Annotated in this window: 29 protein-coding genes; 9 read left to right on the forward strand and 20 right to left on the reverse strand. The window is 45.0% G+C overall.

All coding sequences use genetic code 11. The features are described 5' to 3' along the window. Positions 1-112: 112 nt before the first annotated feature. Positions 113-1,159: a serine hydrolase domain-containing protein gene (locus tag ACFTRD_RS16790; RefSeq protein ID WP_379382015.1), complete on the reverse strand. Its 1,047-nt coding sequence runs from the start codon at positions 1,157-1,159 to the stop codon at positions 113-115. A gap of 230 nt (positions 1,160-1,389) precedes the next feature. Further along, the gene (locus ACFTRD_RS16795; protein ID WP_379382017.1) at positions 1,390-1,983 is read right to left on the reverse strand and encodes a TetR/AcrR family transcriptional regulator; all 594 of its coding nucleotides are present in this window, start codon (positions 1,981-1,983) and stop codon (positions 1,390-1,392) included. Positions 1,984-2,087: 104 nt separating this feature from the next. Here ACFTRD_RS16795 and ACFTRD_RS16800 point away from each other — a divergent pair, with 104 nt between their 5' ends. Then, positions 2,088-3,104 carry an alpha/beta fold hydrolase gene (locus ACFTRD_RS16800; protein ID WP_379382019.1) on the forward strand — a complete coding sequence of 339 codons (1,017 nt, stop codon included), beginning with the start codon at positions 2,088-2,090 and terminating at the stop codon, positions 3,102-3,104. Positions 3,105-3,256: 152 nt separating this feature from the next. Here the strand turns inward: ACFTRD_RS16800 and ACFTRD_RS16805 are convergent, their stop codons facing one another. Then, positions 3,257-3,973, reverse strand: a complete 717-nt coding sequence (locus tag ACFTRD_RS16805) for a DUF1361 domain-containing protein (RefSeq protein WP_379382021.1) — start codon at positions 3,971-3,973, stop codon at positions 3,257-3,259. A gap of 36 nt (positions 3,974-4,009) precedes the next feature. Beyond that, complete coding sequence (locus tag ACFTRD_RS16810) at positions 4,010-4,543, reverse strand: hypothetical protein (protein ID WP_379382023.1); 534 nt, start codon at positions 4,541-4,543, stop codon at positions 4,010-4,012. 118 nt (positions 4,544-4,661) lie between these two features. Here ACFTRD_RS16810 and ACFTRD_RS16815 point away from each other — a divergent pair, with 118 nt between their 5' ends. Beyond that, entirely contained in the window at positions 4,662-5,303 is a 642-nt protein-coding gene (locus tag ACFTRD_RS16815; protein WP_379382025.1) for a spore coat protein, read from the forward strand. A 275-nt stretch (positions 5,304-5,578) separates the two neighbouring features. Then, entirely contained in the window at positions 5,579-6,535 is a 957-nt protein-coding gene (locus ACFTRD_RS16820) for a hypothetical protein (RefSeq protein WP_379382027.1), read from the forward strand. A gap of 153 nt (positions 6,536-6,688) precedes the next feature. Here ACFTRD_RS16820 and ACFTRD_RS16825 read toward each other — a convergent pair whose 3' ends face one another. Then, positions 6,689-7,615 carry a sigma-70 family RNA polymerase sigma factor gene (locus ACFTRD_RS16825; protein WP_379382029.1) on the reverse strand — a complete coding sequence of 309 codons (927 nt, stop codon included), beginning with the start codon at positions 7,613-7,615 and terminating at the stop codon, positions 6,689-6,691. Between the two features lie 37 nt (positions 7,616-7,652). Beyond that, positions 7,653-8,099 (reverse strand): carboxymuconolactone decarboxylase family protein, encoded by a 447-nt coding sequence (locus ACFTRD_RS16830; protein WP_379382031.1) that lies wholly within the window; start codon positions 8,097-8,099, stop codon positions 7,653-7,655. A 359-nt stretch (positions 8,100-8,458) separates the two neighbouring features. On the opposite strand from ACFTRD_RS16830, the gene ACFTRD_RS16835 reads away from it, so the two are divergent. Continuing rightward, positions 8,459-9,475, forward strand: coding sequence for a Rieske 2Fe-2S domain-containing protein (locus tag ACFTRD_RS16835; RefSeq protein ID WP_379382033.1), 1,017 nt, complete (start codon positions 8,459-8,461; stop codon positions 9,473-9,475). Between the two features lie 164 nt (positions 9,476-9,639). Here the strand turns inward: ACFTRD_RS16835 and ACFTRD_RS16840 are convergent, their stop codons facing one another. The 3 genes from ACFTRD_RS16840 to ACFTRD_RS16850 all read right to left on the reverse strand — a co-directional run bounded on the left by ACFTRD_RS16840 (position 9,640) and on the right by ACFTRD_RS16850 (position 11,542). Then, complete coding sequence (locus ACFTRD_RS16840) at positions 9,640-10,344, reverse strand: cupin domain-containing protein (RefSeq protein WP_379382035.1); 705 nt, start codon at positions 10,342-10,344, stop codon at positions 9,640-9,642. Positions 10,345-10,490: 146 nt separating this feature from the next. Next, the gene (locus tag ACFTRD_RS16845) at positions 10,491-10,703 is read right to left on the reverse strand and encodes a hypothetical protein (RefSeq protein WP_379382037.1); all 213 of its coding nucleotides are present in this window, start codon (positions 10,701-10,703) and stop codon (positions 10,491-10,493) included. Between the two features lie 17 nt (positions 10,704-10,720). Then, on the reverse strand, positions 10,721-11,542 hold the full coding sequence (locus tag ACFTRD_RS16850) for a leucine-rich repeat domain-containing protein (protein ID WP_379382039.1): 822 nt from the start codon (positions 11,540-11,542) through the stop codon (positions 10,721-10,723). A 106-nt stretch (positions 11,543-11,648) separates the two neighbouring features. Here ACFTRD_RS16850 and ACFTRD_RS16855 point away from each other — a divergent pair, with 106 nt between their 5' ends. Next, complete coding sequence (locus ACFTRD_RS16855) at positions 11,649-11,957, forward strand: hypothetical protein (RefSeq protein WP_379382041.1); 309 nt, start codon at positions 11,649-11,651, stop codon at positions 11,955-11,957. 106 nt (positions 11,958-12,063) lie between these two features. Here the strand turns inward: ACFTRD_RS16855 and ACFTRD_RS16860 are convergent, their stop codons facing one another. The 6 genes from ACFTRD_RS16860 to ACFTRD_RS16885 form a co-directional block, all read right to left on the reverse strand. Continuing rightward, positions 12,064-12,675, reverse strand: a complete 612-nt coding sequence (locus ACFTRD_RS16860) for an SMI1/KNR4 family protein (protein ID WP_379382043.1) — start codon at positions 12,673-12,675, stop codon at positions 12,064-12,066. 93 nt (positions 12,676-12,768) lie between these two features. Continuing rightward, a complete protein-coding gene (locus tag ACFTRD_RS16865; RefSeq protein ID WP_379382045.1) occupies positions 12,769-14,070 on the reverse strand; it encodes a hypothetical protein in 1,302 nt (433 codons plus the stop codon). A gap of 3 nt (positions 14,071-14,073) precedes the next feature. Next, positions 14,074-14,826, reverse strand: a complete 753-nt coding sequence (locus ACFTRD_RS16870; protein ID WP_379382047.1) for an SMI1/KNR4 family protein — start codon at positions 14,824-14,826, stop codon at positions 14,074-14,076. Positions 14,827-14,944: 118 nt separating this feature from the next. Then, complete coding sequence (locus tag ACFTRD_RS16875) at positions 14,945-15,502, reverse strand: hypothetical protein (protein ID WP_379382049.1); 558 nt, start codon at positions 15,500-15,502, stop codon at positions 14,945-14,947. Next, on the reverse strand, positions 15,499-16,155 hold the full coding sequence (locus ACFTRD_RS16880) for a hypothetical protein (RefSeq protein ID WP_379382051.1): 657 nt from the start codon (positions 16,153-16,155) through the stop codon (positions 15,499-15,501). The genes ACFTRD_RS16875 and ACFTRD_RS16880 overlap by 4 nt, the downstream gene beginning before the upstream one ends. A 31-nt stretch (positions 16,156-16,186) precedes the next feature. Beyond that, complete coding sequence (locus ACFTRD_RS16885; protein ID WP_379382053.1) at positions 16,187-16,795, reverse strand: hypothetical protein; 609 nt, start codon at positions 16,793-16,795, stop codon at positions 16,187-16,189. A gap of 294 nt (positions 16,796-17,089) precedes the next feature. On the opposite strand from ACFTRD_RS16885, the gene ACFTRD_RS16890 reads away from it, so the two are divergent. From ACFTRD_RS16890 to ACFTRD_RS16900, 3 genes are all read left to right on the forward strand, one after another. Beyond that, entirely contained in the window at positions 17,090-18,091 is a 1,002-nt protein-coding gene (locus ACFTRD_RS16890; RefSeq protein ID WP_379382055.1) for a multicopper oxidase domain-containing protein, read from the forward strand. Positions 18,092-18,225: 134 nt separating this feature from the next. Continuing rightward, complete coding sequence (locus ACFTRD_RS16895; RefSeq protein ID WP_192268146.1) at positions 18,226-18,828, forward strand: Crp/Fnr family transcriptional regulator; 603 nt, start codon at positions 18,226-18,228, stop codon at positions 18,826-18,828. 119 nt (positions 18,829-18,947) lie between these two features. Further along, positions 18,948-19,373, forward strand: coding sequence for a YlbF/YmcA family competence regulator (locus ACFTRD_RS16900; protein WP_379382058.1), 426 nt, complete (start codon positions 18,948-18,950; stop codon positions 19,371-19,373). An 86-nt stretch (positions 19,374-19,459) separates the two neighbouring features. Here the strand turns inward: ACFTRD_RS16900 and ACFTRD_RS16905 are convergent, their stop codons facing one another. Both ACFTRD_RS16905 and ACFTRD_RS16910 read right to left on the reverse strand, forming a co-directional pair. After that, the gene (locus ACFTRD_RS16905; protein ID WP_379382060.1) at positions 19,460-20,191 is read right to left on the reverse strand and encodes a ZIP family metal transporter; all 732 of its coding nucleotides are present in this window, start codon (positions 20,189-20,191) and stop codon (positions 19,460-19,462) included. 193 nt (positions 20,192-20,384) lie between these two features. After that, on the reverse strand, positions 20,385-21,107 hold the full coding sequence (locus tag ACFTRD_RS16910; protein WP_379382062.1) for a YwiC-like family protein: 723 nt from the start codon (positions 21,105-21,107) through the stop codon (positions 20,385-20,387). A gap of 49 nt (positions 21,108-21,156) precedes the next feature. On the opposite strand from ACFTRD_RS16910, the gene ACFTRD_RS16915 reads away from it, so the two are divergent. Next, complete coding sequence (locus tag ACFTRD_RS16915; RefSeq protein WP_379382064.1) at positions 21,157-21,858, forward strand: Crp/Fnr family transcriptional regulator; 702 nt, start codon at positions 21,157-21,159, stop codon at positions 21,856-21,858. Between the two features lie 156 nt (positions 21,859-22,014). Here ACFTRD_RS16915 and ACFTRD_RS16920 read toward each other — a convergent pair whose 3' ends face one another. From ACFTRD_RS16920 to narJ, 3 genes are read right to left on the reverse strand one after another with little or no spacing between them, the layout of a single operon-like run. Beyond that, positions 22,015-23,529, reverse strand: coding sequence for a nitrate/nitrite transporter (locus ACFTRD_RS16920; protein WP_379382066.1), 1,515 nt, complete (start codon positions 23,527-23,529; stop codon positions 22,015-22,017). Further along, on the reverse strand, positions 23,530-24,255 hold the full coding sequence (gene narI / locus ACFTRD_RS16925; protein ID WP_379382068.1) for a respiratory nitrate reductase subunit gamma: 726 nt from the start codon (positions 24,253-24,255) through the stop codon (positions 23,530-23,532). Beyond that, the gene (gene narJ, locus ACFTRD_RS16930) at positions 24,252-24,902 is read right to left on the reverse strand and encodes a nitrate reductase molybdenum cofactor assembly chaperone (protein ID WP_379383094.1); all 651 of its coding nucleotides are present in this window, start codon (positions 24,900-24,902) and stop codon (positions 24,252-24,254) included. Before narJ ends, narI begins: the two co-directional genes overlap by 4 nt. Positions 24,903-24,915: the final 13 nt, after the last annotated feature.

Genomic DNA, 24,915 nt, shown 5'->3' on the forward strand with positions numbered 1-24,915 from the left:
TTTTGGTTACACAAAAATAACCCCGTAGCTTACCAGCTACTTCACCGGTAACTACGGGGTTATTCAATCATTTTTTCAGGTCATTCCATAACTATTCATATCAACTTGAACTTCAACTTTCATGAGAATCAGGTTGTCTCATCAATGTCTCTTCCACTGCAAGAGTTATTGGGTAAGGACCCGATTCTTTGTTGCAGAGGACAACTACTTGCACATTATGATTCGGATATACGGAAGACATGAACGATACCCCAGGATCGAAACCCATCACATGCAATTTGAATAGGTCCTCCCCTCTTCGATCAATCCAGATCCCCTGCCCATAAAAGGTTTCACCATCCTCATGCACATATGGCGTAATCAACTTTTCAGTTGTTTCTTGGCTTAACAGTTCATTACTTAATAACGCTTCCCAGAATCGAATCATATCCGGCGCTGTCGTATAAGCTCCACCATCTGCCCCACCCTTAATAGGAATGGAAAAAATGTTGCTTGTCCATGAGCCGTCTTCATGATCCATATATCCGATCGCAGTATTACCCGGAAGCCGATCTGTCACGAAATAACCCGAACTCGACATGCCGCACCTTTTGAAAATATATTCCTCTACATAGTCCGTAAACGAATGTCCCGTGTGCTCTTCAACAATAAGGCCCAATACGATGAATGCCGCATTATTATAGTGGAACCGTTCACCCGGGGCAGATTTCATAGGCAGATGCTGAAACATCAGCAAAAAATCATTCAATTGCCGCATCGAATAGACGGGCCTATCCTTCCACAATTCAGCAAAATCCTCCATCACTTCTTCATCAAAATAATCCGGGATGCCTGAAGTATGTGTTAACAGCTGATGGATTGTAACTCCCTGATCCCATAGAGGAAACTTAATGCTCAAGACATCTGCCAACCTGGAATCGTACGATAATTTTCCTTGTTCAATCAATTGGCATATACTCACTGCCGTAAAGATTTTGCAACCAGATGCAATGCCGAACCGTGTATCTGGCTGATTCAACCGTTCATCACTTCGATTGGCATATGCACGAGCCGTATTCAATAGCGTATCTCCGTTTTGTTTTATCAAAACTACGCCCGAAAAATCAATCTTCTCCATCACTTCTTCTATTTTGCGTGTCAGATCCGTTATTTTCGTCATTCTATCATTCACCTGATTCTTTTGATTTGATTTCTATGCTCCGGCTGGAAATAATACGATGTCATATCAACAATTGAATGAGGAATGTAATCACCTGCAAACTTTTCTATGTAATAGTTATCTTCCTCATTATTTATTCTTTATCAGAACCTGTATACCTTCATATTTTCACAAATAAGAAGGGGATTTCCTTATCTCGTAAAGGAAATCCCCTTTTAAGTTAATTCAAATTATGCCTGACAAAGCATACTCAGATGTTGTTCAATCACATTTTCCACCTTTTTAAAAGTTAGCCTTTCGGGCTGCATCAACATATGAATGGCAAGTCCATCAATCAAGGCATACAACCTTTCGGTTTCGATCTCAGCATCCATTCCCTTACGTGTCATGCCCTGTTTCTGCAACTCCTGAATTACAAATTGAGCAGAACGATACATGCCTTGATGCATCTGATCACTTAACTTTTGCAGTTCGGGATAAACCAGCACTTTAGCTGAAAAAGAGAACCAGACCTCCATTTCCATTATCCTGTCTTCATCTAAAGGAAGAAATTGCAGTAGCAGCTGTTTCATATTTTGCAACACAGAGTCAGTCATCTGTAAAGTTTCTACTCTCTGTCGCACCCTTTCGGCAAAAAGGTTCATGCAGAAGGCAAAGAGTTCAGCCTGCGTGGCAAAATAATGCCTCATGGAACCTACAGATAAACCGGCCTCCTTCGCAATATTTCGTACGGTAGCATGATCCAGTCCGTTATCCCGAATGACGCGGATCGCCGCAGCAGCAACAATTTTTCGTTGTTTTTCATGATCTACGATTTTTGGCATACTCCCATTATACACCAAGCTTCTCCTTTTTTAATACGTTGTGTTATAATATTTTTATAATACAACGTATTAAAAAATATTAACCAGAGAGGATTTAGTGGCTGATGGACACAAGTATTCAAAGCAAACACAAACGTAAATTTGGAGTATTGAAGTTCACCCTCGGGCTGTTCTGCACCGTTCTATTGATTATTGGTGGAGGTTTCCTGTATGAGTGGTACGCCTCGTCTCAGGCCAAAAGTGATTTCCCTCCTGCAGGAAAGTTGGTTGAAGCAGGGGGTTACAAGCTTCATATTCATAAACAGGGGAATGGATCACCTACCATTATTATGGAGGCCGGTAGTGGTGAGACCAGTTTGTCCTGGAGAGATATCCCCTCGGAGCTTGCTAAACACGCAACTGTCGTGACCTATGATCGGGCAGGATACGCCTGGAGCGAGGCCGCGCCCACAGAGCGTACAGGAGCCAACATCGTACAAGAGTTACATCTGGCTCTCGAGAATGAAGGTATTGATGGACCATATGTCATGGTAGGCCACTCCTTGGGGGGTATGTATGCCAGACTATTTACGCAGATGTACTCAAAGGAAGTACAGGGACTTGTCTTAATTGATGCCCGTCCCGAGGATGATGATCAGAATACGAAAGCTTTACTCAAACAGGATAATTTCAAAGGCAACCCGCCTGCCTCATTATTATCATTGTTGAAGTTATCCGGAAGTTTCCGTCTATTTCCAGACTTCATGCTGGAAGGACTGGTTGCAGAGCACGATCGGGATGCATTTATTAACGTGATAGCAACACCTTCTTTTTTTCATGCCAAAGAAGAAGAAGCTGCTCTCGCATATACAACCGAAGATGCCATTCGTGGACAGAATCTCGGGTCCATTCCGATCCGAATCATTGCTAGGGGGCTTCCCCAGAACTATGCCCAGGCGGGAATTTCAACTGAAGTCGGGCAGCAACTTGAATCCATATGGCAAACCGGTCAGCGTAATATGATGAATCTGTCTAGTGATAGCGAGTTTATCATTGCCAAGCAGAGTGGTCATATGGTTATTCATGATGAACCGGAGTTGGTTGTACAGACAATTCTTGAATTGATTTCGAATATAGAATGACCGGGACGACATGAATTGAAGCCCTGTTTCGCAGAAAAATTCTGCAGAGATTGTCCATAATGACAAAGACCTCTCTCACAATATTTGTGAAAGAGGTCTTTGTCATGGCATATTAGCATTTTTCCAAAATCATGCGATTCATAATATTGCGCTCACAGTCCCGTCTCTTGACCCCTATTCTCCCTTTTGGCTTCACCCAAAGACCTTGTATTGATCAGATAATACAATGTGGCATAGATCGTAAGAATAAAGATACCAAAAAACATGCAGAAGGCGAGCGATGGACGGCTGACACTCTCATGCATCAGTTCAACCAGCGTGTTCCGATTGGTTAACGCATCCCAGCTATTCAGACGATATACGCGTCCAAGCAGCACGCCGTAACTCCCCAAAGCACAACCCGCCAGTACAAATATCCATGAGGCTGCACTTCCGATTTTCCTGTAGATCACTTCCTGAAGCTGGTACATCGACAGGAATCCAAGCAGAAGTCCGGTCCATACAAACATTAATACAACAATCAAGTCGTACCAGTACTTGTAATCCAGGCCATTCCCGCTGTAATACCGGGAACTTCGCGCCGTCAGGTGAACAAGATCGGTTACAATGTAAGACGAGTTTGGAAAGAACAGCAACCACAGTAAACCGCTTGCTACAGCAATCCATGCTGCACCTTTCCATTTTGCTTGACTGAAGCCATAGGCGATATAAGAAAAGACAAAAGGAATCCAGCCCAGAAACAGATTCCAGATGAGAAACCGGAAATAACGCTGATCCAGCCAATCCGCGGCTGTATAATACAAGCCCACCGTCACGACAGTGACCACAATCAGGAAAACAAAAATTTGGATATAGTTCAGCTTTCTCAATGATTTTGACCTCGCTTGAAATGGAACTAAATTCCATTATTTTCGAAAATATCGGATGATTTCTTCCTTGTCCTTCTCTACACGAAGGTTCAGTCCCCGTTTGTCTTTCATGCCGTGTTGTTGCAATTCATGCCCCGGGTCTAGCACCAGTGGCTTGGCAGCCACATCTTCCAGCAAAGTCATGGTCAGTTGATACGTCTCACGCAGCTTATCCATGGGAAGGATTGATTCATAACGCTTGATCAATTCAATGAGACGTTCAGCATACATCAGACGAACCATACTGTCTGCACTCATCAGCTGCCTAGAAGCGAATGCCGTTATTGCTGCAACTATGGCCGGATCTGCAAAATGCTTGGCAATCAGTGCCAACTCATCAACTGCATCCCAGTTCATAATTGATAATTCAGTGGTCAGATGACGGATTCTTTCAGCCATCCATGTCTCTTCCAATTCTTTCGGTACATCCCAGCGTTTATACTCCGTATAGACTCCTTCACGATGCATTTTAATAGCGCTGCCATAATGTGTAATGAACAGTGCTTTTGGAATATCCCACTCTGTCTCCATCCGTTCCCACCACACCTGTCTCTAGTTCATAAATTAAATTAAATTAAATGATTACATAATTTTACTGGTAAAAACCATACTAGAATCATACCACTTCCCAAAGGAGAATCAAATTCACATGAATGAAAATCAAATGCAATTCAGAAATGAAGCAAACCCAGGCCTCACACCCCATATGAACCATGGCGGACATGAAATGTTCGATATGCATGAAGTCCTCTCATGTGCAATCAACGTATTGGATCAATACATGATCTTCAGAACTTTTGTGCAAGATACCGAACTGCTTGATATACTTGACCGCCAGTACAATTTCATGTTGTCCCAGTACAATCTGACTGCTGAATGTTTCTCCACTGGACAGAAACCCGGGCAGGAGACAGGGACCTACATGATTCCAGACATGGTTCCGCCTATCTATGGTCTTAAGCCAGCTGCACCAAAAAAACCAAACCAATCCCTGGCTGATGTAAAAGATGCCGGAATCAGCGGTCATATGCTGGGTCTGATCAAAACACACGCTTCTCTGCTCGCCATGTCTGCTCCTGAAATTACAAATCCGACAGTACGCCGTGTGGTTGCTGCTCAGGTTCAACATTTTGTCGAGATGGCTTACGAAATTTTCATGTATCAAAACAAAAATGCTTATTACCAAGTTCCGCAACTCAATGCAAATGACACACAGCAAATGCTTAAGGCTTACGTACCAGCAACCGGCGCACCGCAGATGCCAACGAACAATAAAGCTCCTCTCCATTAGTTTAAAATGATGTAGGATCAACAAAGAACAGGCTTTTCAACCCGTACAGGTTGGACGAGCCTGTTCTTTGTTTTCAGAAACATCCGATTTCTATGGCTTACCCCCGTTATACATTTTTCAGTGAATATATACTTGATTAGATTACCAGAAACTGATTTAATCAAGTGAAACCTTTACAGTGCGACCTGCGAACCACACGTCTAATGTTATAATGCAATCATAAAAATATAAGTATAATTGGAGACCACTTATTATGTATTAAGGGAGGACCTTGAATGCGATTGAAATCATCTATTAAGCTCGGTTTTCTAGCCATTACCCTAAGCATTACGGCTATGGGTGCAACATGGACAACATCCCAAACTGCTTTGGCTGCGCCTGTTTCAGCTTCCAAAACGGTATATCATCAATTTCAAATGTACTGGAAAAATGCAATCCATTCCACGTCCAGCCTGATTCAGGCACGTAAATATCTATCGAATCATATCGATGAAGTTGGCCCATGGCAGGCCACCTTGATGACTCTTCAACTGGAAAATTTGCAAAAGATCAAACTGGCTGACCTGGATCAAAGAATGTATACAGAGTTGTTTCAACATGTTCTTTCCGAAGCCCATTCCAAGATAGGATATGAACAACAGCTTACATACAGCCGACTGCTCAAAGAGATTAAAGATCCGGCGGTTCACAAGCTTTTGCAGGAAGCATCTGATTTGGGGTTCAAACTGGAAACCAGTGAAGGTCTGTACTATCCCATCATCAATTATGAAATGTACAAAAAGTTTCAACCCTACGTGAAACCTGACATTGTTGCTTACATTGATATTATGGCTGCGGAATCCAACCAGCCTACCACTTCAGATGCGGCTTTTATGATAACCTGGAATGAGCTCATCCGTCGCACCTTGGAAAAGGAAGCTTTCCTGAACAACTTCCCAACCTCCAATCGTGCGTCAGCAGTCAAGAATTTACTGTACGTCAGTTACCTGTTTTACGGAAGTGATAACACTCCGGCCTATGACTGGTACTCGGAAGAAGAAATCCGTACAATCGATCCAGAAGTAAAAAAAGCATACGAAAAGACTGTCGCTAAGAGGGAGCCTAATACTCAGAGTATACTTCTCGACACAGTGGAGAAGATTTTGCATCTCCTTGATGAGAGCAATAACGAACTCACGCCGGAAATCAAAGAAATTATAGAACATGTTGAGAAACAATTTACCAATGAATGATGAAGGTAACTCATGGAAACGGTTCAACGACCCTTTGTTGGCCGCGATCAAAATCGCTGCAAGCGATAAGCCAAAAAAGCGGCACTCCTTTTTACAGGTGTGCCGTTTTTGCTTGTTTCCATACCTTTTATCCTGTACCCATCCAAAACAGTATTATGTCGATACCGATGTTAATTTGTCTGGATTCACAACCAGATAAACTCCCTCAATCCGTTCACCTGAAGAATCGAGTTCCAGACACAGTACCTCTGACAACTGCCCGTTTTCCAATAACGCAAGGTGAAGCTCTCCATTGATCACTGTGGGCATCCACTCTCGTTCTCGCAATCGGGTCAACACCCGACGAGAGGTCAACAAAGCCAGTACACCCTTGCGAACTCTCATCGTTCGCATGACCGTATGCACACGCCCACCGCCATCTGCGGTAAACACAGGCTGTTCAGCCAGCAGCTCCAGCATGGCAGAAACATCATAACTCAGAAAAGCGGTTGTAAAGCGGGCGATTAATTCTTCCTTTGCAGCATAATTAGCAGGGTGATGTTCCATGGCTGGAAGGCGATCCGGCAGCTTGCGTCTGGCTCGACTAAAGATCTGACGACAATTGCTCTCCGATTTGCCTAACCAATCCGCGATTTCGTTATACTCATACTGGAATGCTTCACGCAAAACAAAAACAGCACGTTCTATCGGAGAGAGCTGCTCCAGCATAACCAGATAAGCGTAGGAAATCATCTCCTTCTGCTGCACGGTTTCCTCCGGAATGTTGGCTAACCCGCCATCACTCATCGGCTCCGGAAGCCATTCCCCAACATAACTTTCCCTTTGATTGCGGGCGGAGTTTAGCAGATTCAGACTCCGGTTTACGACCAGTTTGGCAATATAGGCCTTGGAATTACGGATGTCATGAAGAGGCTTGCTCTGCAGCTCGGCAAAACAATCCTGCACCATATCCTCAGCCTCTACAACACTGCCAAGCATGCGGTAGGCTATGGAAAAGGCATAGGACTTGTAGCGAATGTACAGTTCACCAATCTCCAGAGAAGACCCTTCTGGCTCATTGGTGAATACATTGGATTTCATGAAAATGGCCTCCTCTGGCAGATGGTTGTCGTTTCATTTAGTTAAAGCAACCAGGGTACATCCCCGTTGTAATCGCAATCCGGTTCCAGTTATTAATGGTGTTAATCGCCAGAATCAGATCCACCAGCTCGGCATCACTGAAATGTTCTTTCACTTTTTCAAACAATTCAAGTGGCACACCTTGATCCGAAATACGGGTTACGGCTTCAGCCAGCTCCAGCATAACACGTTCTTTTTCCGTAAACAAAGGTACCTCTCGCCACACACTCAGCAGCAAAATGTGATCGGCATAATCGCCCAGCTTCAACAGATCTTTGGCATGCATATCAAGACAAAAGGCACAACCATTGATTTGTGATACACGAATTTTCAACAGCTCATATAACACTTTATCTTCAAATTGACCCGAAACATGCTGCTCCATGGCCATCATCGCTTTGAAAGCCCCTGGATTAGCCACTCTGTAATTCACTCTTAAATTCATCTCATTCGCCTCCGTATATTGGTCTACAACCTGAAGACAAATCAAGACTCACATCTGTGACACTTTTCTTCAAAAAAAATTCCTATTACATTTGAAGACAAAAAAAATGCGCGACGACATCAAAAGGAATAGCACAAATGAAACGTTGCCCAATAGTTATATAGTTTACATAAAGTGTTATGCCCAAACCGATCCTTCCGTTTTTATGTTAGGTATCTGCTCTTACGTTTGTCATTTCAAACAAAAAAGGATTACACATATTGATATACCAAACAAAAGAGTAGTAACATACGACTACAAAGTAAACTTTTCTAACATTAAAAATGAATGATTTATTATCCTAGCAAGGAGTGACTTCCATGATAACTTCCAATTCCAATCCTCAACTTACATCTGAACTGCCCCGTGGCTGCACATTCTCTGCTGAAGACTGGCATGTCTTATCCCAATATTGGTATCCGATTGCCCAGGCAAGCGAAGTAACAGATAAACCTCTCGCAGCTCAATTGCTTGATGTCCGATTGGTCCTGTATCGCAGCAACGACAACGTTGTGGTCGCCAAGGATCTTTGTTTTCACCGCGGGGCCCCGCTTAGTAAAGGATGGGTCGAAAATGGGGAAATCGTCTGTCCTTATCATGGTTTCCGTTATAACTGTGAGGGGAAATGCACCGCCGTACCTGCTCACCCCAGCTCCAAAATCTCTCCCAAACTGAAACTTATTGTATATCCAGCAGTCGAACGTTATGGTCTGATCTGGACTTCACTTGCCGGAACAGATGAGCAGATTCCTTCATTCCCAGGTTGGGATGATCCGGATTATATTAATATCTTACCTCCGAACTTTGATATTGTAGGTTCTGCCGGAAGACAAATGGAAGGATTTCTGGATGTATCCCATTTTGCCTATGTGCATACCGAGACGTTTGGCGACCGAAATAATACAGAGGTACCCCAGTACAAAGTAAAACGCGAAGGCAATGAACTGCTTGCCGAGTATTGGAGTTCTGTTAGCAATTATGGCAAGGGCCAGGATAACGTGGCGCCGGAAGGATTTCAATGGCTGCGCGAATTTCGGGTATTCCCGCCCTTTGCTGCATCACTTACGGTTCACTTCCCGGAAAACGACAAGCTGAACATTCTAAATTGTGCCTCCCCCATCTCTGCACGTTATACGCGTTTATTCTGTCCCATTACCCGCAACTTTGACAAGGATGCTCCGATCGAAGATACAATCAAGTTTAACTTACAGGTATTTGAGGAAGACCGTGAGATGGTGGAATCACAGAAGCCAGAGGATCTGCCACTGGACCTGTATGCGGAAGCACATATTCCCGCAGATCGCACCTCCATTGCTTATCGTCAGTTATTGACCTAACTTGGGTTGGGACGAAACTACACATCGTAAATCCAAAAACAAATGGAAAAAGAAGCAGAAACGTTCCCATGAACGATCTGCTTCTTTTTCCATGGTGGCTGCAATCTCACTCATGACGGCATAACGGGATTGAGCCCACTCCTGATAAGTCTTAGATCTGTCACTTACCCTTGAATATTTTTGTTCACCGGAGGTTCTGTATAGTACGGACAGCCTGGTTCGTGAATAATACGAGGATCTACCCACGTTCCCCAATATGGAAGGCGATTCACATATGGCTGTTCGTTGGGCTGACTGTTCGGATGAGGCATATTTGTGGTCGGGGAAACTTGAGTTACACAATCTGCTGGTGGTCCCACAATCACTGTTTTTTGAATTGGAGCGAGCGTCTCCTTCACCTTGTTCTCATCCAGACAATACGTATGGGCCAGAACACTCGCTGGTGTCAGACGTAAAATATCTGAACCAAATATGGCTTCAGGGATTGGAGCATCAAAGATAGCCAGCAGGTGGGTCTGATCTACCGTTGCCATTTCATAGTGCCACCAGCCTTGCGGAACATTGGCTACTTGGCCTGGGGTGATCGTAAAGTTTAACAACTCATTAGTAAACGGGTTAATGAGGGAAACAACGGCTGAACCACGGATGCAATATACCAGTTCGGATGCATTCTGATGGATATGAGGTTCAACTACACTGCCGGTATTCAAGTAAATATCCAGAAGGGAATTATTCCCCAACGTATTTAATTGTTTAATGGATAGGTAATTAATATAGTTTTGTTCATCTTTTTTGAAGAAAGGATTCTGGTTCAAGTCAAATGTAAATTGAGTAGTTGGTAAGGTATAGTCCATATAGGAAGTTGCCAAAATAAACGCCTGCCCTTCGCTCTCGGTTTAGGTGATAACCTATACGCCAGCTTATGCTCTGGGCATCTATGCGTGAGCCCATTTCTGTTGAAGGCTCGCTGATCCCAAAGAACCCTGACAAAGGAAGCCTTATCAGGGGTTTTTCGTTATTCATTTTCTTCTTCCGCCAAAATCTCTTTCCAACCGATGCCCACAGGTGTACTGGTCAAGTCCACGTGCTGCAACCAATTCATCCGCGAAACGACTTCAGGAGTCTCTTCAATTAAGCTATTCGTCACACCCAGATAACGCAGATTCTTCAGCTTCTCAAGCTCAGGAGGAAGAACACGTATCCCAGAATAAGCAATGTTTAAACTCACTAATTCGGTCAGTTCTCCTATCTCGCAGGAATGGAATCAAAACTAAGCTCTGATTTGGACTTTGGTTTCCATCCCGGCACCACACGGTGAGAACTTCCACAATAAATCGTTAGTCTCTGTAACTGCTTTAACTGTCTGATCCCCTTAGGAATGCACTCCAGATCAGCCGTCATAATTTCCAATTCTTCCAGAGTGGTCAGTTCAAACAAAGCTAGAGGAAGCTTAAATACATCCTGCTCAAAAATCTCAAGTTTCTTCACATGCTCTAGTTCCCGAATCCGTTCCGGAATCTCGGTCAAATGATGGGAGCAGATCTGGAGAACATCGGTCTGATGATTGATCGCATCGTCCAGATAACTTTCAAATTCACGATGCCTATCCAACCTGAAAAACAAGCCAGGTATCCTTTCCATCAAGTCGCTAGCCTCTTCTTGGGTAATATGCATTCCATATATATTCTCATGTGCAACGTTAAAGAAATAATCACTTCCATCCTGCTTCAAGAAACAAAGATCATCCGGCAGTGATGGATATAACCAGTCATGAAAACGATTTGCTTCTTCCTTAAGGATCTGACCTGATTCCGGCGTGCAGCGATATATGTAATAAATCCCCTCTGAATACATGGCACCACTCTGCATCATCATTTCTTCCATCGTACAGCTTTCAATAAGATGAGGCTGGAGTCTTCCCAATACTTTGGAAACCCTTGGTGGTTCGTCTTCATTGTACCGTCGTCTGTCAACTAGTAAAAAACGATCAGTCTTCTCGATTAATTCGTCAATTAATTGTTCATAGGCAGAGCTTCTAGGATCGGTATGAAAAAAAACGGTCAACACTCATCTCCCTCTCTGCGCTTGCATCCTTATGTTGAATCCTTTGTATCATCTATTTACATCTTGGCATAGGCTGATATCATCAATCGAGTCATTGGAGGCATGCAGCATGGCATACGGACCTGATTCTGTTTCATCCCCGCAATCAGCGGGTTATCCTTACCCTTATTATCCACCAGCACCCTATCCCTACCCTTATCCATATCCATATCCCTATCCATACCCGCCCATCGTCCCGTTTCCACTACCATTCCCGATTGGCGGACCTTGGTGGCATGGTGGCTATCCGGGTGGCGGTTACCCAGGCGGACCACACGGTCCATACCCTGGAGGTGGCTATCCAGGCGGTCCTCATGGCGGAGGACCTGGAGGACCTGGGGGTCCTGGCGGAGGTTACCACGGCCATCGTTTCTTTTAATGATAATATGAGCAATACAGGAGCTGTTATTGGCAACTCCTGTCCTTATTCAACTTTCTTTTAAAATACCTAAGGATGTCCTTCTTTCGTAAAGCATTCTACCTGCTCAATACTCAATTTCATCCATGATCCTTAGATTCCGAGTGGACATTTCCAGCAATTCTGTAAATGTATCTGTCAAATAATAAACAAAATCCGGATCATGCACATACATAATAATCTGTCCATAGGTCCCCTGTTCAGCCGGATCAAAATCAAGCATCAAATACAGGGAACCCCCGGCCATCGTTGCGAAAGGAATCCATTCTTTATGAAACAGATACGGCTTGATTTCCGGGTCCAGCTTACTGATCTCTTCCGCGGAATAATACTCATCCAGTTTCATGTCTGCTTTACAAAAGTATTGTTTGGTTTCACGTATGTCCTCCAGTGACATCAGATAAAACGGGGTACACTCTTCTTTTTCCGCATCGCCTGGATACAAGATATGAAATGCATAACCACTGCCATCCTTACGCTGATAGAAGGCCCGAAAATCTTCCGGCAGCCGGACACCATATTCAGTTTCAAATGCGGTTAGGTATTGCTCAGAAGCACCCTCCCGATGCTGGTATTCCTCGTATAATTGCCGAATTTCGTCATCTTGGATTTTTTCGTTCATAAGCTCATTCAGCGTGTCGAACAAGTCATTCCATCTTGCGGTGTTCTCATGTGTCACGAAGCTTCATCTCCTTCTTCACTCAGCTCTGCCGGTTCCCGCACATATTCCTGCTAATTTTTCGGTTAAATCCGTCATTCTGTACGTCGGACATTACCAGCGCACAGGTTCTTCTCCGCGCCATAACACATAACGCTCCAACTCACGGAGGTTTCCTGTGCCAATGCCATACTCATCCATCTTATCGGAATGCAGATCAAGGATGTGCAGCATGCCTCCAAACGTACCCACAGCAAGCTTCGATTGATCAGTAGAAACGACAAGGGAATAGATGGTGCTGCCTACAAAATGTCTCCACACTTCCTGTCCGTCACCATTCACGCAATATAAATATCCGTATGCGTCCCCTAGCACCATGCCTGAATTTATCTCCACTGCAGCGTATACACGGGCATTCTCATCCATGACAGACCAATCTTCCTTACGCTCATTCCCATCCACCGTTTCCAGCTGAACCTGAATTGTAGCACCGTTATAAAAGTGACATGCATTAAACCATACGTTCAGGCTGTCCGCGGTAAATACGGCGTAGTGAGGGTAGCTCGATTCGGGATAAATTGAATACGTCTTACTCCGCTCACGATCCAGAAGCATGTGATTACTCACCTGGCTGCCATAGGCAATCCAGCGACCGTCACGCGAAACTGCTGCATGACCCATATCAATCTGCGTATCTTCCAACTCGTACTCTTCGATCTCTGCAAGATCCGGGTGCAGCAGGGATACACGATCTTGCTCTACCAGGTAAATTCCGTAATTGGAGAAAATGAGAACGGATTTTCCTGCATTAAACGGAATGAGTCCTTCAAGTGTACGCTCCGGGTGCTCACAGTCAGCAAGGGATTCGATACGCGGCAAAGCCTGCTGAATACTGGATTGAATATCTTCCCAACGATACACTGCGAGCTCTTGTCCCTCCAGATGGCGATCAGGTTGTCTAATGACACGAATAGTTTCAGGTCCGGCAAGGGCATAGTCCATCCCATCCGGTGAACAGCCTGCGAAGGTATACTGGGAGAAAGGTACCCATCCATGTACATTAGCCGTGTACACACAACCATTCTCTGTAAAGGCACCGAGCGAAAATACCAATGTGTCCACATTCAAATAGCCAACCACGCGTATAGCCTGCATGTAGGATTGAAAATGTTCATTCAATGGCCATGTTGCAGCAGGCAATTCCAGCCGGAGCCGTTCCAAATCTCCTTGAAGATTGGCTTGCTTCACCATCTCCCACACTTCAGTGCTGATCTGAGCTCTGGCATCCTCCGCAAGTTCCGTTTCATCCAGCTGCTCTCCCGCCATGCCTCTGCGCACAAAGGCATTTACATCCCTTGCATATCGTTTGCCTTCATTACGCCATGATTTCGCGATATCTTCGTTTATCCAGCTCAATGATTATTCCTCTCCTCTGCCTTTATTCAGAGTCTCACAATGATGGGCCAGCAAAAATAGATTAATCTCATGATCCATCGCCCCTTCGCCTCCATCCATTTCTTCATAGAAGAGCGCAATTTCTCGTCCATTTGCATAATTAAAACGCAAATATCCGCCCATGGAAGCCATAAACAGCTTACACATATATTCATTTTCCAGCACGGCATCCCACTTGAATCTCGCTTTGCACAAATCAGCCAGTTCTTTCATGAAGCCTTCACGCGTGGTGTTAGCCAAGTGGTAAAATGTGTGGTTTCGCAGTTCATTCCAGGGTTCAAAATAGGCTGGGGTCAGCGGTTTATCCTGATGGTAATAGGCGCAATAGATCCGGTTCAGCGTCTCTGCAAAATCAGCTTCAGGACATGTCCACAGGATGATATTCTCATCATGACGCGGGAGCCATAACAATCCCTCCACGTCTGGATGAACTGCCAGGAAATCCCCATCCACCGAACTGCCAATACTGATACACTCTTGAAGCTGATCTTGAGTGACCGGTGTATCCTCCGTATGCATCCAAAAATCATATTCAGCAAAAGGTTTCAATACCTCCTGATCCGGCCGCTGCACATTCATCCAGCCTGTGTACGTCCCTTCCCCGTATTGTTCCAGCCATTTTCGATAAGAGGAAGGCAACGAGATGGAATGCTGTTTTTCAAATTGATCCAATTCCTCAGCGGGCACGGGTTTAAACGCACGGGTTACAATATACATTTCACGACATCTCCCTACGATCTGTTCGATCAGTTCGTACAATTCATTCCGTTCATGAAGATCGTTCACTCCATATCCGGACGTGATGATTCATTCCATCCTTCAGCAAATCAATCAGCTATGCCAGTTCTTCCTGCACAATTTCGGTCACTACACCCTTGCGGTTTACAATGCTAATGGCAAAGGCATCATAGCCGTCACGTTTCACTTGCTCAAAATCCATGCTCCCTCCCGTAATCAATTCGTAGTTTCCGTCTTCATCCACATCTTCCCCAAACTCTTCATCCCACGGCACGTTGTAATAAGCAGATAGCTGTACTTCAAATATATCTTCTCCTTCAACGTCCAAATAAGGTCGCAGCGGCCTGTTGTTCAGGTCTTCCTCCGGATAGGTCTCGCATAACATGGCATCATAACCGTGTTTGGCTGCATCGATCAGCAAGTAACGTTCTCCGGTTATGGTGTGCTCCGCATATACGATGAGCGGTGTCGAATCATGCCAGGTTATCAGATCATCTTCGGTTAAGTCACCATAATAAAAAATATGGAACTTGTCATGTCCATCCCTCGTTTGCAACTTGCCTTTCCATTCTACTTCATGCGTCTGAACATCCGAAATCTCCTCAACCAAACCTTCCAAATATGCAGGTCCTTTATGTACACCAAACAAATTCATGATCTCGCCTCCGCTTTATTCATTCGAATGCCTACGACTTTATGTTCTTCATCGACATCCAGCTTCACATCGATGTCCAACTTATCATGGAATAGGGCCGTAATGTTGATATAAGGATCACGGACAGCTTCGCCGCCTCCATTGGTAGAACGACTCATCCCCTGATGGATAATGGATTGTACCAGCTGTCCATCCCCTTTTCCGGTATTTTTGTAACTATAAATCACCTCTTTATCCTGATTATAAAAATTTAACACCGTTGTAAAATCTTTGGCATTGGTATATTGCTTTTCGGTTTTTACATATTCGTTTTCCGTGGATTGATAGCTGATCGCCCCCGCCAGATAGGGATTGTCTTCACTGGGTTTAATATCAAACTCCTGATAAGCGATGCGAAAAAGGTATTGGATATGACTCATATCGACCCGGTAATATAACTGACGGTTGTCTTCCTCCTTATCCATGGCAGCGAAACTATTAATGAGCGGCAAGGCATCATAAGATTTGCCGTTCACGTCCACAGCGAGAGTATAGTCGGACAGTACCTTTTCTTTTTGAAACACACCATACGTCTGTAAAATAAAATAGGCCGGAATGAGTAATATGCCTATAATTGCTGAAAAAATCGTGATCTTTAGACGAACTTTCATCATCCTCCTCCTTAGCGACCCGCGTTCTACCGGTTCATCCTGTCGTGTGCTGAAGTTTGGTCAACGTGCGGACCACCAACTCCCTGTTCTTGGCGTTCTTGATATACGCAGGGATGGTATGTGAAGCCGTCTTCACAGGGACATTTCCAGGTTTAACGCGCAAATCAGCCGAAATATACGAAATCAGATAATTTAAATGCGCCCGATTAACGGCCCATACCATCTTTCCTTTGATATAGTCTAGAAAATACAATTCCATTTTAAATATAGGATCTCGTCCGTCTCGAATATCGGGATAATACCCTCTATATACTGGATTTTTATGTAATACGACATGATTGACACTTCCACAATGCGGGCATTCGATATGCGATGATTTGTGGGACGTCTTTTTCTCATCTCTCACTTCAACATTGAACCAGCGTTCACATTGGACACAATTGCTCTTGGCTTTATAGTGATATTCCGTCTCATGAACTCCGTGAGCGAAACATTGTGAACATTTCCATGCCAGGTGACCATCTTGGTTTAATATATAGGCATGACCACCACAGCATTTGCATTTTACATCAACCTGCTCGCACCGCCGAAGAACAGCGTAGAAGCTGTATTTATATGCCCCTTCGTCTTCGAAACGTTTCATTTCGAGCCCACCTCCCTCTGATTTTCTCGATCTCCATTCACATGAAGTATGACCGAATCGAAACAATCAACATTTCCCAAATGTACTATCTAAAATTATATGAAACTCTGTTGCTTTTCACAAGAAACCTCCACCAGAAAGATCATCGTATGCACCAAAAAATGACGTAATAAAGTGTGTTTTGCATCACACCAGACCTCGGTTCAATGTCGTAATCTAAACCTATATTCAAAAGAAATATATTCGTTTCATTTTATTTGTGAAAAATATTACTTGAATAAGGTTGTGTTCTCCATGTTCTCTTTGTCAAATCATGTATCCAAGATTTCGATAATGCTTGTTGTATTCACCTCTGTACTCTCGCATTGCAGTTCTTCCGAAACCATTAAACCTGCTCAGCACAGTGAAGTCCCCTCTACCGGGGTCAGTCAACCAAGTCAGCCGCCAGTGGATCCGGTCATTCGCAGGGAAGGCACCACAGTATATATTGAGATGACTGCTCAAGTAACGGATATCGAAATCTCGGAAGGCGTCATGTATAACGCTTGGACGTTTAATGGTACAGCCCCCGGGCCGGTACTTCGTGTGACTGAGGGAGATACCCTGATATTCACGCTAAAAAACAAAGATTCCAGCCTGCCTCATTCTATGGATTTTCATGCCGTTCATGCTTCACCCAGCAGCAAATTCATCGATGTCATGCCGGGTGAGGAAGGTACTTTCACCTACGCAACTTCCTCTCCTGGCGTATTTATGTACCACTGCGGGACAAAACCGGTTCTCGCTCATATTGCCAACGGTATGTATGGCATGATTATTGTTGAACCCGAAGCCGGTTATCCTTCTGATCATCTGATTCATCGTGAGTATACGCTTGTTCAGAGTGAATGGTACAAGGAGCATAGTTATGATGCCTTTTTGAACGAAGAACCGGACTATGTTGTGTTCAATGGGAATGATTACGGACTGACCCGTAATCCTCTGCTTGCCAAAGTTGGAGATACAGTTCGACTCTATGTAAGCAATGCCGGACCGAACGAAGTCTCTTCTTTCCACATTGTTGGTACGATCATGGACCGAGTATATATAGACGGAAATCCCCGAAATATACAATATGGAATGCAGACGGTTATGCTTCCGGCGAGTGGTGGGGCTGTCGTGGAATTTACCGTAACAGAAGAAGGAGATTATCCGATTGTAACGCATCAGTTTAACCATGTATCCAAAGGGGCTTCTGCTGTTCTTCGTGTAACCAAGGATGGCAAAGACCATGGAGGTCAGGCAATGTCACACTGAGACATCCTGACGGGAACTATACATATCCTGGACGATTTGAGGTGAGACATGAAATGATCTGTACACATCAAACTCAAGACCCCTGTTTTTTGAAAGTGCCTCTATTCCAACATCTTGGCCCGGAAGAATCTGCAATGTTGACCTCACTCCTGCATTCCCGCAAGTATGATAAAGGCGAGTATGTCGTTCAGGAGGGTGAACGCTCGGATACGCTGTACATTGTTCATCAGGGATGTGTCAAGTTATCAAAATACGGCCAGAACGGCAAAGAACACATCATCCGTTTCCTGTTTCCGGGTGATTTCTTTGGGCAAGCTGCCCTGTTACACCAGAAACCTCATGATGCGAATGCCGAAATTTTGGAGTCTTCTGCCCTTTGTTCCATGAACAAGCACAACTTTGATCTTCTTCTCGAACAATATCCTAAGCTCGCATATCATTTCCTGCTTGCCGTTTCCGATCTTCTCGGTACGACAGATGAATGGAATAGTGCCCTCAGTTCCATGGATACTGAACAAAAGATAGCAAATTTGCTCTTGTATTTTCATACTCGAAATCATGCACCACATGAGATCCGATTGCCTGTTTTCAAAAAAGACATGGCACTGCTACTGGGCATCACACCCGAAACACTTAGCCGCAAGCTGGCCGCCATGCAGAAACAGGGACTGCTTCAGGTTACAGGAAATTGCATTCTGATTCTTCAACTGGAGCAACTTAAGGAAAAGATTCAATAATGAAGAAGTCTATCTAACTCCGTGTAGGTTTCATATTTAACATTGAATGTGAGTAACGTCACAGTACACCTTCCCGTTCCATTATACAGTTAAGAAAAGCTCTGCAGGAGGTTGACGATATGAGTACAATTGTAAAATTGGACAAACAGATCATCATGCACAAAATGCAGGAGTTATGCTCACTCCTATTACAAGATGAAGGCTACAAAGAGATGCGCGACATGATAGATCAGTTTGCCGCAGATGAGCAGGCCACAGCGCAATACGAACGGTTTATGGAGAAATATCAGGCTTTGGAGGAAAAAGAACGGCAAAACATCGAACTGCTTGCATCCGAAATTCAGGTGTATGAAGAGGAAGAACGTGCGCTGTATGATCATCCGCTCATTCGCAGATTCATATATGCACAACGCGAATTTAGCCAGCTGCATCAGCAGATCAGCCACTATTTTACAAAATCGGTTGAGTTGAACCGTTTACCCGAACCGAAGGAACTACACAAGGAAGCATGCGGTTGTGGAGGAAACTGTTCCGGTGGACACTAGAATCTCACATTGAACGCAAAAATAAGAGTATCCATGATCAGTTCATCATCTGAATGGATACTCTTATTTGCACTTCCATATCATCGTTATAAATCAAGCAAAAGTGATACCAACAATCCCATGGAAGCAATAAATCCTACTACGGGACCACCTTCTTCAAAGGCTTCAGGCATCATGGTGGAACAGATCATGGCTATAATTCCTCCACCTGCAAATGCACCAATAGCCGCTCCCATCTCCTTGGGCAGCTGTTCCAGGAACAAATATCCACCCAGGGCTGCCAGCGCGGAGATCAGCAGTACACCCAGCCACATCAACATAATTTTGGACCGTGTATATTTATTACGCTGCAGTCCAACGGTACTGGACAGACCTTCAGGAATGTTGCTGACAAAGATGGAGACGACAAGTACAACGCTGATGCCATTCCCGGTCAGCAGACTTGCCCCAAGCATGATTGATTCCGGAATGGCATCCATAACCGTACCTGCAAAAATGCCAAGCCCACTTTGGTTCGATTCTCCTGTGCCAACCTCTCCTGAACGTTTACGCCCTGCCCCTCCCTTACTGGAAATAAGCAGATCGAACAGCGTATATACAACCGCCCCCGAAGTGAAACCGATCGCTGTCGGTACAATTCCTCCATCATTCAATGCATCACCAATAAGCTCAAATGCAGCTGCACCGATCAGAGTCCCTGTACCAAAAGCCATAATCCAACCGATGACCCGTTTCGGAATCTTCAGAAACAGCGCCGCAAGCGCCCCAATCACAACCGCTGAGGCGGAGATGCCGCCCCACATGAGCGCAATCCACATCCAGGCCGCCCCCTCTTCTGTCCATTTAGATCTATCCATCCATTAACCCGGGGAATGACTTCAAAAACAGGAAACCGGACTAATGACTGTACGCCCCTCAGTAAATCACCCGATCATTTGCAATGAAAAGATACCCTTGTGATTTATATCACCTGTCAGAATCCGTAATCACGGTATGATGGAGGGATCAGACTTATAACAGGACAGACCATAACAAAAATTGCACCGCACCAACAATCTCAATGACGCCTACCTTCATGGGACGTAGAGATTTTCCCGCATAAATGAAGGTTCGTGCAGCCGAATAGATATAAGCCAGTATCATCCATGGATAACCGATCACTGCAGGGATCACTAACAGGAGCAGATGGACCAGACGTGTCAACATTAACCAGCGTTTGTTGGTCCGTTCCCGGAAGACGGATTTCACAAAAAACGTACTTCCTGTAAAATGAAGAAAACAAAACAGAATGACTGCACCCATTTTGATATCCCAGCTGCCGCCGCCAATGAGATAAGCAGCCGCACCTCCGAGAGAGAACATCAACATCGCACAAAGGTCATTGGTCAGTGAGCGTTCAGCTTTGTGCCTGACATGCCAAATGTTCACAAGCAGCAGCCCGCCCAAGACCGGACCGAAGAATAACAGGGAGGATTGTTTAATGATCGGTGGGATCAGACAGATCACGGCTGCCAAACCGTATATTCCGGCCCATCTGTAAAAGCGAGTTCGATTGGACTTTCTTTTCAGAGACTGAAGCATCGGATACGCGGCGAGATAGAGTCCAAGCCAGGCGATAAATAACGGGACATGCAGCCACTGTGGATTGCTCGCGACTACACCTACGAAAAAAGGCACACTAACCATGGCCCATCCGCCATGTTCATGAGGGATAACGATTTTATGATTTGACACTTCACAGTTAACCTCCTTAATATTAATGACCTAGAAAGGACGAATAGTTATGCGCAGGGAAAACAAAGATACGGCAGCGGAGTTTTTACAGCAATTCCCCATCTTCCAGGATCTTACCCCGGAGGAACTGAACCAGATAGAGGATATTTCCATTTCCAGAACCATTCACAAAAAAACGGTGATTTTTGCCGAAGGCAGTGAGAAGGAAGCCGTATTTTTCATCCGAACCGGAATCGTTAAAGCTTACAAAACGGACGAAAATGGACATGAACAAATTGTCTCCTTCCTGAAAACAGGCGATATGTTCCCACACACCGGCTTTTTCAACACACATCCCTACCCTGCCACAGCTGAAGCAATCACCCCTACCGAACTTCTTGCCATTCCCGTCAGGCTGTTCGAACGAATAATGCTGAACACGCCGTCGATTGCGATCAAAATCATGCGAGTGCTAGGCGATAAAATACGCGAATTACAGGATAAATTGCAGGTACTCTCCGGTCAGGACGTACGAAACCGTGTGCTTTCCTTCCTGCTGATGTTAGCGGAGCAGCACGGTCAGTCGGATGGTCAGAAAGTCATCATCAACCTGCCCATGACCCATCAGGAGTTTGCCAATTCCATCGGTACAACAAGGGAAACGGCCAATCGTCTCCTGAATCAGCTTACGAAGGAACATCTGCTCGAGGTAGATCGCAGCCGAATTATTATTTATGATTTGCAAGGGTTGAAGCAACAAAGAGATAGCTGATCGCCCAGCCCTTTGATCTCTTCCTCCCCCCTGTGAGTGTGGCGATATCACAGGTTGTGCACCACAACACTTTACACAATACTGTGTGCAAAAGAGACCTTAACGCCTGATACTCCTTGTTAAGGTCTCTTGCTGTATGCATAATCACCCGTACAACTATCTGGCAATCGAGAGATCTGGTTTGCCCATATCACTGAACATGCCCGCGTAATATTTTACTTCGCCAGCTTCGTTACGGATTGCCGTAATACTCAGCCATTCCTGATATATCTCTCCGTTTTTCTTCCGGTTCCATATCTCGCCCTGCCAATACCCTTTTTGCCTCAACTCATGCCATAATTGTTCATAGAAACCTTTATCCTGCTTGCCCGATTTCAGCAGACTTGGCTTCTGTCCAACTGCCTCCTCAGCACTGTAGCCAGTGACCGCAGTAAAGGCTGGGTTCACACTACGAATAACACTGTTCGTATCTGTAATCAATATCGCTTCAATTGTATTCTCCAGAATGCTCGCAGATAACTGAAGTTTCTCCTGATAGAACATCCAGATAACGAGTACCAGACTGACCAATGCAATCTGGGATAAAGCCATGAAACCAATGGCATAATGTCCAGTCATGCTGTAGAGCAAAGTGAGCATAAGTGGTGGGAAAAACCCACCCAAGCCACCCATGGCGGATATAATCCCGTTAGCGATACCTGGTTGTTTAACGAAATACATTGGCACTAATTTGAAAATGGTACCGTTACCCGTACCTGCGCACAAAGCCACCGTCAAACACCCGATTGTGTAGATGTAGATTGATGGTGCGAAGGATAATACGATCGCGGCGATCGTTAATCCGCCAAAAACAAATATTAATATCTTAAATGGATTAAAACGGTCTCCCAGCCATCCTCCAACTGGCCGCATGATGGTTGCAACGAGAATAAATCCTGCTGTGCGAATCCCTGCATCCACTTTGTCCATCTGAAAGTAGCTGACCAGGAAATTCGGCAAATAAACCGTAAACGCCACGAACGAACCAAAGGTCAGGAAATAGAACAAACAGAGCAGCCATAGTTTATTGTTGCGTGACACCGCCTTCAACTGCTGCATCAGTGGAGCGTTAACGCGGGCTTCTTGTTTGTCACCCAGAACAAAATTCAACAACGCCATGCCTATTAACAAAATACTGTATAGCAGAACGGTTGTAGACCACCCCAGTCGATCCGCGATAAGCGGGGCTCCGAACGCCGAAAGTGCCGTCCCCAGATTACCAATGCCATAGATTCCATTGACGAATCCATGTCGCTCTTTGGGATAGTATTTGGGTAGTGAAGTTACACCGACCGAGAAGACAGCTCCTCCAATACCGAGAAACAGACCACCCGTAACCAGGTCACCAAAGGTCGTTGCACGGCTAATCCACCATATAGGAGCCAATAGCAGCACAAAGCTGATGATGAATATGTTCCGTGCCCCGTATCGATTCGTCCAATAGCCAATCGGGATACGGGCGATCGAGCCAATCAATACGGGAATGGCTGTCGCCCATGCAAGCTGGGAGGAGGTCATAGCGATATCCTCTTTGATAAACGGCATCAGGGAGGACAGGATAACCCATACCATGAAGCCAAGGATCAGACTTGCCGTTTGCAAGGGCAGTTGAACTTTTCCTTTATGCTGCATTTACATCGCCCTTTCTTTTTTTGATTTCTGATCAGGATAAACAGCTCCGTCTCTTCTCCGGTATAACACATAACTGCGTTTCAGATAACCAAGAGGCATGCTCAGCATATGAACCAGACGTGTAAATGGAAAAACGCAGTACAATACAAATGTGAGCAGAATGTGCACTTTGAAATTCAGCGGCACCGTCTGCATCAGAACCGGGTCAGGCTGAAACACCATCAGGCCGCGCAGCCATGGATTGATCGTTGTTCGATAGTCAAATCCACTATGATTCACCGCATTCGCTGAGGTCGCTAGAATCCCGGTTACAATGACAATGATCAGCATGGCGAGTGCCAGCCAGTCACCGATACTGCTTGTTGCCCGCACTCTGCGAGCAACATATCGGCGTACCAGCAATATGACTGCACCTGCAAATGCAATAATCCCTGCAGGCAGTCCACCTGCAATAGCCATCAGGTGATAGCCTTCGTCACTAAGACCAATCCACCGATAGAATTCCACTGGAACAAGCAAACCGGCAATATGCCCACAGATTACAGCAAATATTCCAATATGAAAGAGCAGACTGCCCCATTTCAGCATTCGTTTCTCCAGCATCTCACTGGACTTGGACGTCCAGCTGAAGGGATTAGTCACATATCGCCAGATCGTCGCTGTTATACAGAAAACAATGACCATATAAGGGAGAGCGCCCCACAATAGCAGTTCCAGTGTACTCACCGATTCCCCCTCCTCATCTGAGCTTCCATCTGTTGTCTTGCTTCAGGAAGTTGGCTGTTCTCTTCTCCAGGCTTCGTTGGTGCAGGAGCAGGCTCAAGGATAACCTGTAGCATCAGGCTGAGCAATGGTGCATACGGGCTGCTCTGTCCTGCTATGCTTTCTGTCATCGTGACCAGAGCCTTAAGGCAGCTGGAGAGAACTCCCATTGCATCTTCTTCGGGAGCCTCAGCCACAAATTCAAGTACCATGGGCAAATAATCCGGCAACTCACTAACTTCCATATAAAATCCCGCAGCTTCATATCTGCGCTTCAATTCAATCAACGCCGGGCCTCGATCCCGTTCATCTCCATGTATGGCGTAGGTCAGATACAGATTGGATTTTTTGTCAAAATCAAAAGTACGAACATAGGCATCCTGCCACGGAATGGAACCGGAAGACATGGCTTCATCTACAAACGTCAACAGGATTTGGTTTATCGTTTCATCCGATATCGACTGTACAGCTTCCCGGACACCCGGCAGTCCTTCTCTCCACTCCGCATCGGGATATTGCAACAGATAGGAGATGAGTTTACATACCATTCTGTTCAGATCTGTTCCACAACCGAGAGTCGGGCTCGTCACTCCATTAGTATCGATTGTCATCACTGTCGTTGTC

This window comes from Paenibacillus sp. NPDC056933 (assembly GCF_042674385.1).
Taxonomy (GTDB): Bacteria; Bacillota; Bacilli; order Paenibacillales; family Paenibacillaceae; genus Paenibacillus.